This is a genomic window from Paraburkholderia sp. J10-1 (assembly GCF_905220165.1).
Classification (GTDB): Bacteria; Pseudomonadota; Gammaproteobacteria; order Burkholderiales; family Burkholderiaceae; genus Paraburkholderia.
This window is the reverse complement of record NZ_CAJMYW010000009.1, coordinates 312627-328504: the sequence shown is the minus strand read 5'-3', so window position 1 is coordinate 328504 and position 15878 is coordinate 312627. Positions and strand designations below refer to the sequence as shown.

The window sequence follows — 15878 nt, the reverse complement described above, 5'->3', positions numbered from 1 at the left end:
TGAGCGCTATCTGAAACTGCCGGTAAATCCGTAAGGGATGGCGGATTAACAGGGCTCTCAATCTCGTACAGCAAATCGCCGGAGGTGGCTAATGTCCCAGCGTATCGTTGTCATCGGAGCCGGGTTTGCCGGCATGTGGAGCGCCCTGAGTGCAGCGCGCCTGCTGGATGCACAGGGCAGGACCGACGTGGAAATCACGCTTGTTGCGCCCGCTCCGCATTTGCATGTACGCCCGCGCCTGTACGAGGAGGGGCCGGCCAACTTCAGGGCGCCGCTCACGGGGATTTTCGACGCGGTGGGCGTGAAGTTCGTGCAGGGAGCGGTAGAGCGCATTCAGGTGCCGACTCGTACGGTTGAGGTCGTTAGTGAGGATGGACGACGCGGGACGCTCAATTACGATCGACTCGTGCTCGCGAGCGGCAGCCGGCTCTTCAGGCCCGCTATCCCAGGTCTTGCCGGGCACGCGTTCAGCGTGGACCAGACCCACGAGGCGGTTGAACTGGAAGCGCATATCCTGAAGCTGGCTGAACGGCCGGAATCGCTGGCGCGCAACACGGTGGTGGTTGTGGGGGGCGGCTTTGCAGGTATCGAAACGGCGGCTGAGATGCCGGCTCGCCTGCGTGCCGCGCTGGGCGAGGATGCGGATGTGCACGTGATTATCGTCGAACGCAACGAGGCAATCGGGCCCGATCTTGGCCCAGGGCCCCGGCCGGTCATCGGAGAGGCGCTTCGCGAGCTTGGCGTGACATGGAAGCTCGGCTCGGCCGTCGCATCGATGGATGACGAGAGCGTTGTCACCGCGGATGGAGAGCGTATCGAATCGAGTACGGTGGTCTGGACCGCCGGACTGCGAGCAAGCTCGCTTACGGAGCAGATTCCCGGTCGACGGCATGCGAGCGGTCGTCTCTATGTGGACCGTTACCTCGCGGTTGACGGGGTGACGGGTGTCTACGCGACCGGCGACGTGGCGTACGCCGCCACGGACGACGAAGGCAATCACACGATGATGCCGTGCCAGCACGCGATGAATCTGGGCCGCTCAGCGGGGCACAACGTCGCAGCAGATTTGCTTGGCCTCGAGCCGATTCCCTATAGCCAGCCCAAATACGTGACGTGTCTTGATCTTGGCCCCAGGGGCGCGGTCTATACCGAAGGCTGGGAGCGCGACGTGAAGATGAAGGGCGTGGAGGCGAAGAAGCTCAAGCGCCAGATCAATTGCGAATGGATTTATCCGCCGGGCGCAGATCGCACGGCAGCGCTCGCTGCTGCGGATCCGCTTCGCATCGTCGTCGCGTGATCGTTCCGGGTCGTGGCGACTTGCGGGACTTTCCGCAAACCAGGCCCGGTGTTGGGGGGACGGGGAGTGCCACTAACACGTGCTTCCATTCCTGGGCGCTTTCGCCAGCCAGATAACAACTAGCCGGTCGTGTGCAGCGAGGCTGACGATGAATTCATCCGGGTCACCAGAAGGCGTCGCCCCCCTCAGTGGCGCGCGCTTCATGATTGGCACGTTCGCAGTCGCCCTTGCCACCTTCATGAACGTGCTCGATTCGTCGATCGCAAACGTTGCGATCCCAACGCTCTCGGGCAATCTCGGTGTGTCGGTGGACGAGGGAACGTGGATCATCACGCTCTTTGCCGCTGCTAACGCAGTGGCAATTCCGCTTACGGGATGGCTGACACAGCGCGTGGGCCAGGTGCGCCTGTTTGTCTGGGCGATTCTGCTCTTCGTAGCGTCTTCAGCTGCGTGCGGACTGGCGCCCAACCTCGCTGTGCTTCTCGTGGCACGGGTTGTTCAGGGCGCGGTGGCCGGGCCGTTGGTGCCTCTTTCACAGGCTCTCCTGCTTGCCTCGTTTCCAAAGGAGAAGAGTGCGAGTGCGCTGTCGCTATGGGCGATGACGGCGACAGTAGGGCCGATTGCCGGACCCGCGCTGGGCGGCTGGATTACCGACAGCTATAGCTGGTCATGGATCTTCTACATCAACGTACCCGTGGGGCTCTTTGCTGCGGGTGCGATCTGGGCGATCTACCGCGACCGCGAAACGCCGTCGCGCAAGCTGCCGATCGACAAGGTCGGCGTGATCTCGCTGATCATCTGGGTGGGATCGCTCCAGGTCATGCTCGACAAGGGTAAGGACCTCGACTGGTTCAACTCGCCACTCATCTGGACGCTGGGTATCGTTGCCGCAGTCACGTTCGCGTTTTTCGTGATATGGGAACTGACCGACGAGCGGCCGGTGATCGATTTGCGGCTCTTCAACGGCCGGAATTTTCTTGGTGGGACGATAGCGATTTCAGTTGCCTACGCGGTCTTTTTCGCCAACCTGGTGATTCTCCCTCAGTGGATTCAGGGCTTTTTAGGCTATCGCGCCGTTGACGCGGGGCTGGCAACAGCACCACTCGGCATCTTCGCGGTCATCCTGGCGCCAGTGATGGGCAAGATCATGCCTCGCTCGGATATGCGGGTGCTGGCGACGCTCGCATTTTTAGGATTCGCGGCTGTGTTCTACATGCGCTCGCTTTACACGACGGAGGTTGACCGTTACACGCTTGTGCTGCCGACGCTCCTGCAGGGTATACCGACAGCCTTGTTCTTCACGCCGCTCACGGCGATCATTCTTTCAGGGCTTCCTTCCGAGAAAATCCCCGCTGCCGCGGGGCTTTCGAACTTCGTACGGATCTTCGCGGGCGCAGTGGGCACTTCGCTCGTCAGTACCGGGTGGAACAATCGCACGATCCTGCATCACGCGCGCCTCATGGAGCAGGCGAGTGTCGATAATCCGACGTTTACTGGCGCAATACAGAATCTCGAGCGAACGCTCAATGTCGGAACCCCGCAAGCGCTCGCGTTCTTTGAAAGCTCACTCAACGCTCAGGCAACGATGCTGGGTCTTAATGACATTTTTTGGCTCTCTGCGGTCATTTTCATTGCGATCGTGCCTCTGATCTGGATGACGCGGCCCACGCAGGATGCCAGTAACAGCGCGGTCGCGGCGGGTGCCCATTGAGGCCGACCGAGGCAGCGGAAAAATCACATATCTTTGGCGATCGCAAGCTCAAAACTGGCAGTTGTGAGTTGTTACCTGCGTATTGCGCTGCATACCAGAAGGCGTTCTGGATATCGTGCTGGCATGGAGCAGGCAACGCACCGCCCAGCTGCGTATATCGAGCCGCGAACACTGTGTCATCGGAAACCACAGTCCTCACGTCGACCGTTACGACATTAGTTGTATCGCGCATCGCGATACAACTTTACTTGCAGGGCTGCTCCCCGATAGTCACAACTTTCCTTGGAACGGGAATTGGCGCTCCGGCCTTGTCCGGCGGCGCTAACAAGGAATTGCTGCGAAGCAGCACGGTAAACACAACTTTGCTTTTGTGAGCGTCGAGCGCGTCAGGCGGGACGAGAGGAGAGGGCGCGCGCCGCCGCTGCGGGATTCTCTCCGCGGTGCGGAGAAAATCGGGACATACGGGCGTGCGCGTTGCGGCGCGGCCCGGTTTCCGCCAGGATGGAGGCGCCGCGCACCCGACCGGCGCGAGCCAGATAAGAACGTTTCCCCGCATGGCCGACCGCCTCGAACTCGTTGCCCTCGCGCTGCCCGCTGGCTGCGCACCCGAAAGTCTGGCGCCGTCCGTCGCGGCGTTCGTGGCCGCCTGCTGGCCAGGGATGAGCCGCGCCCAGCTGCTGGACCGGGCGCGGCGCCTCGCACTGCGCGTCTCTCTGCGCGCGCGCCGGGAGCCGGGCCCCGACGGCACACGGTTGTATGCACTGGTCCTCATCATCGGAGGAGTGCAGGCTGAGCTCGTCGCCCATGTACGGCGCCTGGCCCGTCGCCGCGGCGCCCGGCGCGCGAAGGTGTCGCTGCCGTCGGCGCGGGATGCCCGGCAGGGCGGGCTTTTTTGACCCGGTCGGCAAAGTCGTAACCGTGACGGCAGGTAGCGGGAACCATGGATTTGCGGCCCACTGTTTGGTGCCCGAATCGCGTGAAAAGCGGAACGAGCGCATGACTGAACTTCTTGGGGACGGTGGCGATCCGGTGGCGGCCGTGGTTCGGTCATTCAGCGAAGTGCGCGCGAGCGCAAGACTTTGCCAGCAGCATGTGCGAGCAGGGCGCGTCAGCCCCGGCCGTGTTATGACGGACGATCGGCGAGGCTGGAGTGGCGCAAGTGGCGCAACGGCAACCCATCAGCGGCGCTGTCGCCGGGTGCGATAATACTCCGCTTCGCGGATGGTCTGCTGGTTGAACCGAACGTCTCTTCTTCTCCGATATCACATGCTCACGACGCTAGATCAATTGAACCACTGGCTTTCCGCGCCTGCTGAAACGGAACACCTCGAGTTCAAGGAGGCGAAGGAGCAGTACGATCTAACCAAACTGAAGCGATACTGCGTCGCACTGGCGAACGAAGGCGGTGGGACTCTAATTTTTGGCGTTACCGACAAGCAACCGCGACGTGTGGTTGGTACCTCAGCCTTCCAGGATACCGCAGACATCGCCGGAAAGCTGTTCAATGCGCTGCGATTTCGCGTCGACGTCGAAGCATTCGAGCATGCGGACGGGCGAGTCCTGATCTTCCACATTCCCGGTAGACCAAACGGGACCGCCTACAGTCTCGAGGGAGCGTACTGGATGCGCTCGACCCACGAACTGGTGCCGATGTCAGAGGATCGCCTGCGCGATATCTTTGCAGAGGGTAAGGAAGACTGGCTTTCCCAGCCCGCCAAGCAGGACTGCACCGCCGAAGAGGTCATTTCGCTTCTGGATTCGCAGGCATACTTTGATCTGATGCGAATGCCATACCCGACCAATCAAAGTGGTGTTCTCGCACGTCTGGAAGGCGAGCAGCTCATCCGCCGGGTGGGGGAAACATGGGTCATTTTCAACCTTGGTGCCATTCTTCTGGCGAAGCACCTTGATGCATTTCCGTTGTCGGTCTCAAGAAAATCGTTTCGTCTGGTCGTGTATGAAGGAACCAGCAAAATCGAAACAAAGCTGGACCAGGTCGGCAAGAAGGGATATGCGCTGGGCTTTGAGGCACTGCTCTCGATGCTACATGGACTGGCTCCGAAGAATCACGTTATCGAGCAGGCACTGCGCGAGGAAGTGCGCATGTTCCCGAAGCAGGCTCTTCGGGAACTGATCGCGAATGCGCTCGTGCATCAGGATTACTCCCTGACGGGAATGTCGGTGATGATCGAGATGTATGCCGATCGCGTAGAAATCTCCAATCCGGGGATCCCGCCAATTCCCCTTGAGCGGTTCATTGACGAATATCGTTCCCGGAACGAGCGACTCGCGGATCTGATGCGCAGGATGGGGATTTGCGAGGAGAAGGGAAGCGGCATCGACAAGGTGATTTCGGCTTCCGAGATGTATCAACTCCCAGCGCCAGACTTTCGCGTCGGTGATGTGCGAACTACGTCGGTCATGTTTGCGCACAAGGACTTTAAAGACATGAGCAAGGCGGATCGCGTCCGGGCGTGCTACCAGCATTGCGTGCTCGAATACGTCAATAACCGACGCATGTCCAACCAGAGTTTGCGTGAGCGCTTCCGGCTGCCGTCATCGAAGGTAGAGGTCGTTTCCGTGATCATCAACCAGACGATCGAGGCCGGAAAGATCAAGCTTGACGATTCCGAGTCCACCTCCCGGCGCTATGCTAGATATGTCCCTTATTGGGCATAGGGAACCTGGGCTCATCTAAAGGCAAACCGATATCGACTTGGCTTGATGGAAAAAATCCTTAAAAATCAAGCGATTCCAATCTAAACGCAAAACTACCTTTTAGGTAGCCGAACGCCTTAAGGTCAATCGGGGTCGCATCATGTGCGACTGAGCCGATCTTCGGAGGGTCGGGCATATACGCCCACCCGGAATTGACCGTGGTTCAATCCCGGCGACGGCCAACCCCCGCTAACCTAATGACAGCACGGGCGAGAACGGCGCCGCAAGCTTGCACCCGGCTATCGCCAAAACCGCTGCGTAGCCAGCACCGCGATTGCTCGTCGCGTTCATGTCGCACGAAGGACTGGCTCGCGCGGCCAGTCTATCTTGATCAGCGATCTTGACCTGCTGTCGTGCCTGTTCATGGCAGCTCTCCTCGGCAGCGTGATCGGTTTTGAGCGTGAGCGCCTGAACTGGGCGGCAGGCCTGCGCGCGCACATGCTCGTTTGCGTCGGCGCGGCGCTCATGTCTGGTCTCGGCGTTCGGTTTTGCCGACGTGCCGTGCGCGAAGAACGTCATGCTCGATCCGTCCCGGGTCGCCGCCCAGGTGGTTTCCGCTATTGGCTTTCTTGGCGCGGGGTCGATACTTCTGCGTGGTGAAGTGGTGCGCGGTCTGACGACGGCGGCGAGTCTCTGGTCGGTCGCCGGTATCGGACTTGCAGTCGGCGGCGGCATGTACACGGCTGCCATTGGCGCGACGGCCATCATCATGGTCATCCTGGTCGGTGTGAAGCCCCTGGAGCGGCGCTTTATTGCTGTGCGTCAGCTCGCAACATCCAGTTGCTCGCCGAGCACGGGAGCGTCTCGCAGGATAGCGTTCACCAGGCACTTGGCACGGGGAGCGTTCGCGTCAAGCAGTTCATCGCCCAGCAGTCGGAGGATGACGCCGATCTCGACGACGTGCAGATTGCACTGTCGCGGGTCACGGCAAACGAGTTTTCGACGATCTGCGCGCGGCTCGAAGCCATGTCGGGCGTCCGGGAGTGCCGGCGCGAGAAGTAAGGCGGGGAGACAGTCATGACGCGAAGCTACGATTATGAGGGCTTTACGCTCGAGATCGCCGTTGAGTCCGATATCCGCATCGGGCCGGCAAGGGCCGAACCAACCCGGTCGGGGTACGTCGCTGTTGTCAGGATCTTTCAGGCAGCCAGTCCCGTCGCGGTGTTTTCCCCCCTGCGCTTCGGTGAAGCGGGTGGCCGTCCCTTCGCAACGGAGGCCGACGCACTCATGGGCGGATACAGTGCGGCGCGCAAGATCATCGACGACCTGTTCTGCCAGGACCGGCATTGAGCGTGGCTCGGCAGGCGGGAGGACGTCCGCTTGGCGCCGGACCTCACCCTGTCCGGGACACGGCGTAACTTCAACGCACGCAAGACCAGATTCGACCCGGTCAGTGGCGCATCGACGAACGCGCGTTGCCCCGGCGTTGCGGCCTGCCACCATCGTTCGTGGATCCCACATATTGGGGAAATTCCTGAATCATGTGTAATATTGGCATCGATTTAACAAAGTTAGAATAAAGACTCTAGATCGGCGCGACACCGCCCGAAGGGGCTCTGTCCTGCGCGTCCATGCCGGTCACCAGCCGCAGTGGCAGCGGCCAGGCCTCGTCCGCAAGAACCTGAGAGACATTCCTTGAGCACTCCTGAGCAGATGCTGTTTGCCACGACACACGAATCCAGCGCGGTGAACCTGGCCATCCTGAACGGCCAGCTGTTTGCCAGCCTCCATGCGCTGGCGCGACTGAACATCGAGACATGCAGGCTGGTGTTGTCTGGCGCCGGCCTGCATTGGGAAAACGTGCTGCGGGCACAGACGCCTGAGCAGTTCGCCTGCCGTCAGGCCGCCACATGGCCCTGGCTTGCCACGCAGTGCGCCGGGTACACCCGTGGCTGGATGGACATCGCGTCGGAAGCGACAGCGAACTTCAGCCGAAGTGCCGGCGACAGCCATGACGGGCACGTGCGCCACCTGAACACCACGCTCGATGGTATGGCGAGGTGCGCACGCGGAGTCGATGCGATGTTGCGAGCGCTGGATCCGGTCCCAGTCGTAAAGGATGGTGTCCCGGCAAGCCAGCCGCTTCCGGATTCACGGGATATCGCACACGCCAATCCCGACGGTGCTTCCAAGACATTGCCCGCAGCGACACGAAAAAGTCGATCCCCCGGGCGACGCCAGTCGTCCAGATAGCCGACGCTCCTTAATGTCTGCCCCGGTCCGGTCGCACGCCACACGGTGATCACCAGACCGGACTACCGTTCATCAAGTCCTCTCCGGGAGGGAAACGCCGTGTTGAGCCCCCACGAGCTGGCCACGTTGCTGCTGGTCAAGGATGCGCCTGAGCGGATCGAGGCGGATCGTGCCGAACTGTGCGCGCTTCGCGCGCTCCAGTTGATTGCGAACGATCCACCAGAACCGGGCTTTCCGGTGCCTCGCGTCACACCGCATGGTGACGCATTTCTGCGCGCGATCGCGCGGGTGCGCTGACCGACACTCAAGGACACATAGCCCATTATCCAGTCGGTCTATCTGCCAATATTCGTTAAGCGTGCCGCCCACGCGATCGGGTAGCGACCCTGACGAACCTGAGGAGGTTGACGTGGATCCATCCTGGCTGGCAATGCTTGTCGGCGCAATCGTTCTGGTGATCGCATCATGCGGCGTCGTCGCTCACTATCGCCGTGAACGGCGTCGTGCCGACCTTCTGCGCAATCTGGATCATCACGAGTGGTGTCGCTGGACCCGCTCACGGCACTGAATGCCTTTGCGTTGCATTTTTGATTCAAGAAGTGACACTGCAGGCCGGTGATTTCAGGCCAGACGCGGGAGGGGCGGGCAACGCGGCGGCGTACAAACACACAAACAACGGGGAATCCATCGTGAGCTACGATTTCGTAGAAAAGGATCTGGCGCACATCCGCAACGTGCTCAATTATCTCGAGCACTCAGCCGGCTACCTGCACGCGTGTGAAACCGGGGCAGCGATTGACCTGCACTGGTGGCGGGCCAGGATACAGGCCGTCCTGGCCATGCCACTGCTACCCATTCACATCGAGAGACAGGCGAGGGACCTGCTTTCCCGCCTGGACCATCTGCCAGATCAGTCTGGACTGCGAACGAATGACGCCCGGTGAGGGTCGTTGACACCTCGTCTGCAGGTATTTTCTCAACGTGGTGGGCCTTGGGCGCGTGCGGCGGCGTGGTGCATTGTGGCCTCGCTACGCACCAGACGGGAGGCATCTGCTCGCGTGCGGGGCATCCTCGCAAGGGAGCGGTCCTGCGGATGACGCCGGGGCGTCGGAGTTCATCCGGACTGGCGCAATGGCGTATTTCTTGCTCCTGGACTGGCTGGCCGACGATGGCCATAGATATGGTCCCCGCCTCGTGGGGGAGCGGTTGCAGACGGGACAACGGCGTCTCGAAACGCGAAGGTATGGAGTGGTTCCATACGCGCGCTTCGGGACGCTTTTTTTTCATCCATGGATGACGCAACGACGCGGGCACGAAGGATGGAGCATGTGGGAGACAAATGCGTACGAGATGGATGCAGTTCTTCGCAACCGTAGTGGGTGGCGGTGAGGCGCCGCCGCGCAATACGGTGGCTGACGTTCAAGACCGCGAGTTCGAACCGAAAGAGGACAGGTCGCGCGAGTCGGCTGACTGGCGTCCGGCGGCACTGCGGACACGGCGCGCTCGCAGACGCGCCGCTTTTCGCGACGGGACGCGGCCGGCGCGGCAACCGGTCCGCAGGACGTGCGGGAAAGCGCGTTGCTCCTGAAACTCGTGGCTGCGGGATGATCAGCGCAAGGGTGTCACGCGTGCGCACGGTCGCGGACGTCGTCCGCGGTGGCAGGGCGCTGGCTTGCAGCGAGCAGCAAGCGCCTTTCGAGGTGTTCACTCGCGCGGGCGACGATCTCGACGCGGGTCGTGGCGAGCTGGCGATCATACTCGTTCACCACGGTCGTCAGCTCACCGATTAACGAATCAGGGAGGTTCCAGTCTCCCGTCCTGTCTGCCCCGGCAAGCACCTTATCGAGATTGTGCCCGACGCGGTCAATGTCGCGGAGATCTAGCCTGCCGAATCCGGCGCGGGTGATGTAGCCGGTGATGAGGACAATCTGGGACATGTGATTCACCAGTGCCCGGCCTGCCTCGCCGTTGCGCAGCCGCTCGAGCGCGATCCGCGTGCGCAGCGCAAGATTGGTTGCTTCACTTCGGGACATGGGAAGGAGCAGTGCTTTGGAAAGCGCCCTGGAAGACGGCTGGCGAAGGGATCGGTGCTTGTTGCTGCTGGACATGTCCAGGTCTCCGGCGCAAGAGGTTTGAGCTCGCCACGTTCTCGATGATCTTCCCGAGGGGGGCGTGAAGGCCGCCTGAATAAACGGGTGGCCTCAGTATTCGGGCGGATTGTCGGCAGCAGGAGCTTAAGGGAAGCTTAAGTGTGCGTTAAGCGATGCGGGTCGAGAATGACGACGTCTCTGGAGAGGTCACGCCATGCGCCTGTTGCTGGTAGAAGATGACGCGGTGCTCGCCGGGTCCGTGGTGGAGGCGATGCGGTGCGCGGGCCACGGAATTGACTGGGTGCGTGAACGATGTGAGGCGGAATTGTCGTTTCGCGACGACACGTACGACCTGCTTGTGCTGGACCTGGGGCTGCCGGGAGACGCAGGGCTCGACCTGCTGAACCAGTACCGGACGCGCGGTGGCCGCGTCCCCGTGATCATCCTGACGGCGCTGGACGCGGTGCAAAGCCGTATTCGCGCGCTCGACGCCGGTGTGGACGATTACCTGATCAAGCCGTTCGACTTTGAGGAACTCGCAGCGCGTGTACGTGTTCTGATGCGTCGTCGAACCAGTCTTGCAGCGCAAGCTTGTGCATACGATGGTCTTCTCCTGAACCGGGCTTCCCATGAAGCGAGCCTCCATGGCGTGGCGCTCGACCTGGTACCGCGCGAGTTCAGTCTGCTCAGGGCGCTCATCGAAGAACCGCACCGGGTCTTCACCCATCGTGAGCTTTTAGGGAAGATGTACGGCCCGGACGACGCAATCGACAGCAATGCGCTCGAGGTGCATGTGCATCGCCTTCGGCAGAAGATCGGTGCAGAGCGGATCGTGACAGTGCGGGGCATTGGGTACCGCCTGCGGAAGCTCGCATGACGCAGCTGTAGCCGGTACTGGCGCAGGCGAAGGCGCCGCAATATCGACCGGCCGCACCTGAACGATCCGTATCGCGTTTTGCCGGTGCTTTCACACCGGAGCGCGGCCCCGCTATCGTTCCTGCCCCCGCAGCCCGGACAGCACAGCTGCGGCGTCGCCTCGCCGGTTCCGGACGGTGAGCCTGTTGCGGTACGGCCGCCGGGCCCTCGGCGCGGCTTACTTCGATTTCGGTGGCCTGCCGGTCTTGACCGGCTCGACCGCCTTGACGGCCGCAAGCAGGCGCTTCGTCGGCCCGGATGCCAGCAGAAGCAGCCCTGCGCGGACGAGTTCGCTCTTTTTCACGGCGACACCCGCGTCGAGGCATCGCTGTTTGAGCACCGAGAGCTGTTCGTAGTCCGCCCTGGGCATCGTGAAGATGTCGCGCACAACCTTTTCCCGTTTGACATGCTCCCTGCGGTGCCCGGCAACGCGTCCGGGAGACGCTTCCACGGGCGCTGCCTTCTGGCCCTGTGGCTTTGATCCCCCGCGCCGGGCCTTTGCTGGTTGCCCGGCCTCCCCGGTTGCCGTTGCCTCAGCGGACCCTTCGCCCGGGGGCGTACCCTGCCGCTTGCCGCTTCTGCTCCTGGTTGCCTGTTGTTTCATGGTTTTTTCAGGTTTGACAAACCGTATAAACAGTTTATCGTTTTTTGGTAAGAGGGAGATTTTCAATGCCAGACAAGCACATTTCCAGCCAGTTCGATGCTGAACTTGAACACCTGTCGTCGAGATTCTTCGAGATGGGGGGGCTGGTTGAATCACAGCTGAACGATGCGATGGAGGCGCTCAGCCGCTTCGACATGAATCTGGTCGAGAAGGTGATTGATGAGGAGCATCGGCTCAACGCAATGGAAGTCGAGATCGACGCCGAGTGCAGCAACGTCATCGCGCGGCGCCAGCCCATCGCATCCGATCTGCGGCGACTGATGGCCTTCTCCAAGGGCATCAGCAATCTCGAACGCGCAGGCGATGAAGCACGCAAGATCGCAAAACGGACGAGGAAAATCGCGAATGATGCGACGGGCCGGAATCTGAATATCGCGGAAATCCGGTCATCCGGTCAGAGGGCGGCAACCATCTTCCACGACGCGCTCGCGGCATTCGCCCGCCTCGATACGGTTGAGGCAGCCCGGATCATGCGCGAGGATGAGGCGATCGATGAGGAGTACCGCGCGTTTGTGCGCAAGCTGCCGACGTACATGGCGGAGAATCCCCGCGTCATCTCTTCCGCGCTCGACTATGTATCCATTGCGTCGGCGATCGAGCGCATCGGCGACCATGCAAAGAACCTGGCGGAGCTCGTCATTTATGTGGCCAAGGGCAAGGATGTCCGTCACGTTTCGCGCGCCCAGCTTGAGCGCGAAGCCCTGGCGCGTTGAGGCGATCCCAGGCGCGCCATTGTGCCGGAGCACTTCAGTCAGGACGTTGCGGACCGCCCGGTCACGCGCAGGCGGCAGCCACCGGACAGGCCACTCGAACCCTTCGAGCGCATTGACAGACTGGCTGTGCGCTGGCGCACCAATGTCACCGGAAATTTTCTGAACAATGGTGTGTGCACATCCGTGCCGCCTGCGGCGCTGATGCACACGGAGGGGTCGTGACACGCCGGAGCGTGTGCGGAAAGCCGGCAATATGACGGTACAAGTGGAGCACGGGCATGCCGACGACATTCACGCTGATCGATCTTGCGGGTTCCATCGCGCTGCTTGTGCTCGGCACGCAGATGGTCCAGACGGGCATGCAGCAGGCGTTCGGTGTCGCGCTTCAGTCGCTTCTTGCGCGCTCGCTACACGACCGGGGGCACGCGTTCATTGCCGGTATGGGGTCCGCCGCCGTATTGCAAAACGGTGCGGTAACCGGCTCGATGACAGCCGGTCTTGCTGCGCAGGGGCGCGTTGGCCTTGTTCCGGCGCTGGCCGTCATGCTAGGGGCGAACGTCGGTGCGACGCTGATTGTGCAGGTGCTGTCCTTCGATGTGGCGGCGGTCTCGCCAGCGCTGGTACTGGTCGGTGTGCTGATGTTTCGCAAGGCGTCGAACACGCGGGCACACGATCTGGGTCGCGCGTTCATCGGACTGGGCCTGATGCTGATTGCGTCGCATGAACTGCTCGATCTGATGACCGAGTACGAAGACGCGCCCAGCCTGCGCGTGCTGCTGGGCGCCGCGTCGACTGTTCCGCTGGTGGACGTGCTGCTCGCCGCGAGCCTGAGCTGGGCTGCAGACTCGACCGTTGCTGCGGTCCTGCTGGTCGCGTCCCTGTGCGCCAAAAACGTCGTGCCGCCGGATACCGCATTCGCACTGGTGGTCGGTGCGAACCTGGGCGCTGCGATCAAGCCCGTGCTCGAATCGGCGGTTACTGACGATCCTGCATCAAGACGGCTCCCGGTGGGCAACCTGCTCATCCTGCTGATCGGGGCCGCTCTCGTGCTTGCCGCGCTCGGGCCGGTCGGACTGTTCATGGTCTCCCTGCAACCCGACAATGGACGTGTGGTCGCGGACTTCCACACGCTGTTCAATGCAGTTCTGGCCGTGCTGTTCCTGCCACTGCTGTCCCCGTACGGCAACCTCCTAGGCCAGCTGATGCCGGCACTCATCAAGGTCACTGACCCGGCAGGATCGGCTCATGGCGATCAGGCGGGTATGCCGGTCACGACGGAGGCACATGACCGTCCAATGCGCCCGGCATGGCGCATCGGTGCCGATCCCGGTGAACTACTGGTCGGAGGCAGTCAGCGTTTGCAAGAGCGCGATCACGTTCCCGTTCCCGGAAAAGACGCGTATCGCACGGGCGTACCGGAACGGGGCGACACCGGCGCAAGGGACAAGCCGCCGTCACGCGACACGATTCACGATGCAGAGGACGAACGGCGGGCCAATGCCCACGCAGGACCCGATATACGCGACCCGTCCACTCCGCGCGTCAGGGTCGGCCTTGCTGAAAACGGGCGCCGTACGGTGGACGGTACAACGGGCCGCAGTGTGCGTATGCGCTACGAGCCCGCCCGATCGGTCTGGCTGACACTGCAGGACCTCCGGATCGTGCGGCAGGCAGAACCGACGGGAGACGAGGGGCAGTCGGTCCTGGCGACATACATACAGGGAACTGCGCATCTGGACGACGCAGATCTGTGTGTGGTCGGCGAACCGCAGACCAGGCAACACGCCGTCAGCGTCACGTTCGCAGTTCGTGAGCTCAACGAGGGGGATCATCGGGGCCTTCGCGAATGGCAGGATGAGCTGGGCATCGCGTTTTCGGATGTCCCGCTCGGCACGGCCAGACTTGGCTACAACACAGCGGATCCTGAGATACAGGAGCCCGGCCAGTGGTGGGCATCGTTCCACGTGCCAGCAAGCAGCATGCAGGGCCTTATCGAGAGTATCGACGCCGCACGACTCGCGGACGTCAAACTCGCGCTGTCCATGAGGCATCTTTATTCGAACGCACCGGAAGCCGCAGTGACGCAGGGTGACCCCTGCGTGTTTCTCAGGCCAGACAGCGTCAACGCAACAGGTCTGCCCGAAGTCGCGACAGGATACGTCACCCATATGGCATTCGAGCAGGCCAGGCTCAGGCTTTGCGAGTCGGATGGAATACGTCCACGTGACAATGATGCGCTACCCGGCGGCGGTAACATTCAGGAAGTCGAAGCAGTTCGCCTGCTCGGTGAGAAAGTGGGAAGTCTGGTTGTTCTGGTGAAATGGCTTGCCGCACTCATTGCGGTGCTGCTTGCTGTATTTGCATTCGCGAGGCATTGACTGCGGGTGCCTGCCGCAGCAGTTTACCGGTCATGCTGCGGATTCAAATCAGGCTTATGACCGGGAGTTCATTGCGACCTGACGCCGGAATGGGAGTCACCCATCCTGAAAGCGGGGCACCCGTTGTGAGTTTCATGGACTGCTCGCAGTGAACAGCGACGGTGTCGGGGGATACGCAAATGAAAATGTCTCACAGATTGCGGTTTGATGCGGCCGGGCCAGTTTGGGGGCTGATTATGGGGATGCTCCTGATGGCGATCGGGATTGGCATCTGGGTCTTTGTGAAGTCATCGCAACCCGGCGATTTCTTCGATGAATCGCTTGCGATGGCAGCAATGCTTGTCGGCGCCTTTCTGGCTGTTTATGCCGGAAGGGAGATCAGACACGGACATCGATGGTTCCACAAGCGGTAGCCGCGGCAGCACCCGTGGAAGCTAATCCGGACCAAAGCCGGCAGAAGCCCTGTCAAAGGATGCCGGGCAGCGCGCGGATCTCGCGCGCCGAGCGGATTTTCCTCTTTTTTTTCCCGCCAGATTACGCCTGAAGCGCTGGTACATTGTCGTGGTGTGGCAGGCGCAACCGTTGCCGGTATGCCCCAGCCTGTGGCTGGGGCCCGACTCCCTGAGCTACGTTTCGATTTCTCAAAAAAATATAGCACGTGCACTGAAACCTGGAAGCATGAAAGAGAGAGCAACCGTTGTGTGCTGGCAGCGCGAGAGAATTCTCCTCGTGGAGCGGGGGCGAGCCAGGTGGTCGCTACCTGGCGGTACGATCCGGCGCGACGAGTCGCCGGTCGATGCTGCCCGACGCGAGCTCAGCGAAGAAACCACGCTTGAAGGTCACAAGCTGGGATGCCTGTTCCAGTTCGGCGGCCTGAACAAACGCCATCACGTGTTCTTATGCGTTCTGCCCGATGATGCAAGACCGCGTCCCTGCAACGAAATCGTGCGCTGTCGCTGGTTCAGTCCTCGCAAGGTAGGGACACTCGTGGCCAGTGTGCCAACGCGGGCGATTGTCGCGTTGCTTTTCGCATCAGGAGGGACTACGTCGGGTTTCGTTTCCCCGACATGATGCTCGCGGGAGCATGTCGCTGGCATGGAAAGCGCGCCGCCAAACGATACCAGCTTGGCTGGAGTTCGAGGGCTCGCTGCCCGGATGCGTGTGGCACGAGCCCCCCAAACTGCTGTAAATGCCATGCG

15 protein-coding genes and 1 pseudogene are annotated in these 15878 nt (G+C 61.6%); 14 read left to right on the top strand and 2 right to left on the bottom strand.

The window, feature by feature from the left end; genetic code table 11:
* The first annotated feature begins 91 nt into the window (after positions 1–91).
* The 9 genes and pseudogenes from U5A65_RS26920 to U5A65_RS26880 all read left to right on the top strand — a co-directional run bounded on the left by U5A65_RS26920 (position 92) and on the right by U5A65_RS26880 (position 8863).
* Positions 92–1297 (top strand): NAD(P)/FAD-dependent oxidoreductase, encoded by a 1206-nt coding sequence (locus U5A65_RS26920; protein ID WP_321948416.1) that lies wholly within the window; start codon positions 92–94, stop codon positions 1295–1297.
* Between the two features lie 148 nt (positions 1298–1445).
* Positions 1446–3008 (top strand): DHA2 family efflux MFS transporter permease subunit, encoded by a 1563-nt coding sequence (locus U5A65_RS26915; protein ID WP_321948474.1) that lies wholly within the window; start codon positions 1446–1448, stop codon positions 3006–3008.
* A gap of 554 nt (positions 3009–3562) precedes the next feature.
* Positions 3563–3904 carry a hypothetical protein gene (locus U5A65_RS26910; protein WP_321948415.1) on the top strand — a complete coding sequence of 114 codons (342 nt, stop codon included), beginning with the start codon at positions 3563–3565 and terminating at the stop codon, positions 3902–3904.
* A 370-nt stretch (positions 3905–4274) separates the two neighbouring features.
* On the top strand, positions 4275–5687 hold the full coding sequence (locus U5A65_RS26905; protein ID WP_321948414.1) for an ATP-binding protein: 1413 nt from the start codon (positions 4275–4277) through the stop codon (positions 5685–5687).
* A gap of 366 nt (positions 5688–6053) precedes the next feature.
* Positions 6054–6728: pseudogene (locus tag U5A65_RS26900) on the top strand (MgtC/SapB family protein).
* 15 nt (positions 6729–6743) lie between these two features.
* Positions 6744–7016, top strand: coding sequence for a hypothetical protein (locus tag U5A65_RS26895; RefSeq protein ID WP_321948413.1), 273 nt, complete (start codon positions 6744–6746; stop codon positions 7014–7016).
* Between the two features lie 345 nt (positions 7017–7361).
* Complete coding sequence (locus U5A65_RS26890) at positions 7362–7919, top strand: phasin family protein (protein ID WP_321948412.1); 558 nt, start codon at positions 7362–7364, stop codon at positions 7917–7919.
* Between the two features lie 126 nt (positions 7920–8045).
* The gene (locus U5A65_RS26885; RefSeq protein WP_415765665.1) at positions 8046–8216 is read left to right on the top strand and encodes a hypothetical protein; all 171 of its coding nucleotides are present in this window, start codon (positions 8046–8048) and stop codon (positions 8214–8216) included.
* Positions 8217–8410: 194 nt separating this feature from the next.
* Positions 8411–8863 carry a hypothetical protein gene (locus tag U5A65_RS26880; protein ID WP_321948411.1) on the top strand — a complete coding sequence of 151 codons (453 nt, stop codon included), beginning with the start codon at positions 8411–8413 and terminating at the stop codon, positions 8861–8863.
* Positions 8864–9541: 678 nt separating this feature from the next.
* Here U5A65_RS26880 and U5A65_RS26875 read toward each other — a convergent pair.
* A complete protein-coding gene (locus tag U5A65_RS26875; RefSeq protein WP_321948410.1) occupies positions 9542–10027 on the bottom strand; it encodes a hypothetical protein in 486 nt (161 codons plus the stop codon).
* Between the two features lie 196 nt (positions 10028–10223).
* Between U5A65_RS26875 and U5A65_RS26870 the strand changes: the two genes are divergently transcribed.
* Positions 10224–10886: a response regulator gene (locus U5A65_RS26870; RefSeq protein ID WP_321948409.1), complete on the top strand. Its 663-nt coding sequence runs from the start codon at positions 10224–10226 to the stop codon at positions 10884–10886.
* A gap of 216 nt (positions 10887–11102) precedes the next feature.
* Here U5A65_RS26870 and U5A65_RS26865 read toward each other — a convergent pair whose 3' ends face one another.
* Entirely contained in the window at positions 11103–11375 is a 273-nt protein-coding gene (locus U5A65_RS26865) for a hypothetical protein (protein ID WP_321948408.1), read from the bottom strand.
* 218 nt (positions 11376–11593) lie between these two features.
* Here U5A65_RS26865 and phoU point away from each other — a divergent pair, with 218 nt between their 5' ends.
* From phoU to U5A65_RS26845, 4 genes are all read left to right on the top strand, one after another.
* Complete coding sequence (gene phoU, locus U5A65_RS26860) at positions 11594–12301, top strand: phosphate signaling complex protein PhoU (RefSeq protein ID WP_321948407.1); 708 nt, start codon at positions 11594–11596, stop codon at positions 12299–12301.
* Positions 12302–12579: 278 nt separating this feature from the next.
* Positions 12580–14679: a Na/Pi symporter gene (locus tag U5A65_RS26855; protein WP_321948406.1), complete on the top strand. Its 2100-nt coding sequence runs from the start codon at positions 12580–12582 to the stop codon at positions 14677–14679.
* Positions 14680–14858: 179 nt separating this feature from the next.
* Positions 14859–15092, top strand: coding sequence for a hypothetical protein (locus U5A65_RS26850; protein WP_321948405.1), 234 nt, complete (start codon positions 14859–14861; stop codon positions 15090–15092).
* 265 nt (positions 15093–15357) lie between these two features.
* Positions 15358–15750, top strand: coding sequence for an NUDIX hydrolase (locus tag U5A65_RS26845; protein WP_321948404.1), 393 nt, complete (start codon positions 15358–15360; stop codon positions 15748–15750).
* The last annotated feature ends 128 nt before the right edge of the window (positions 15751–15878 follow it).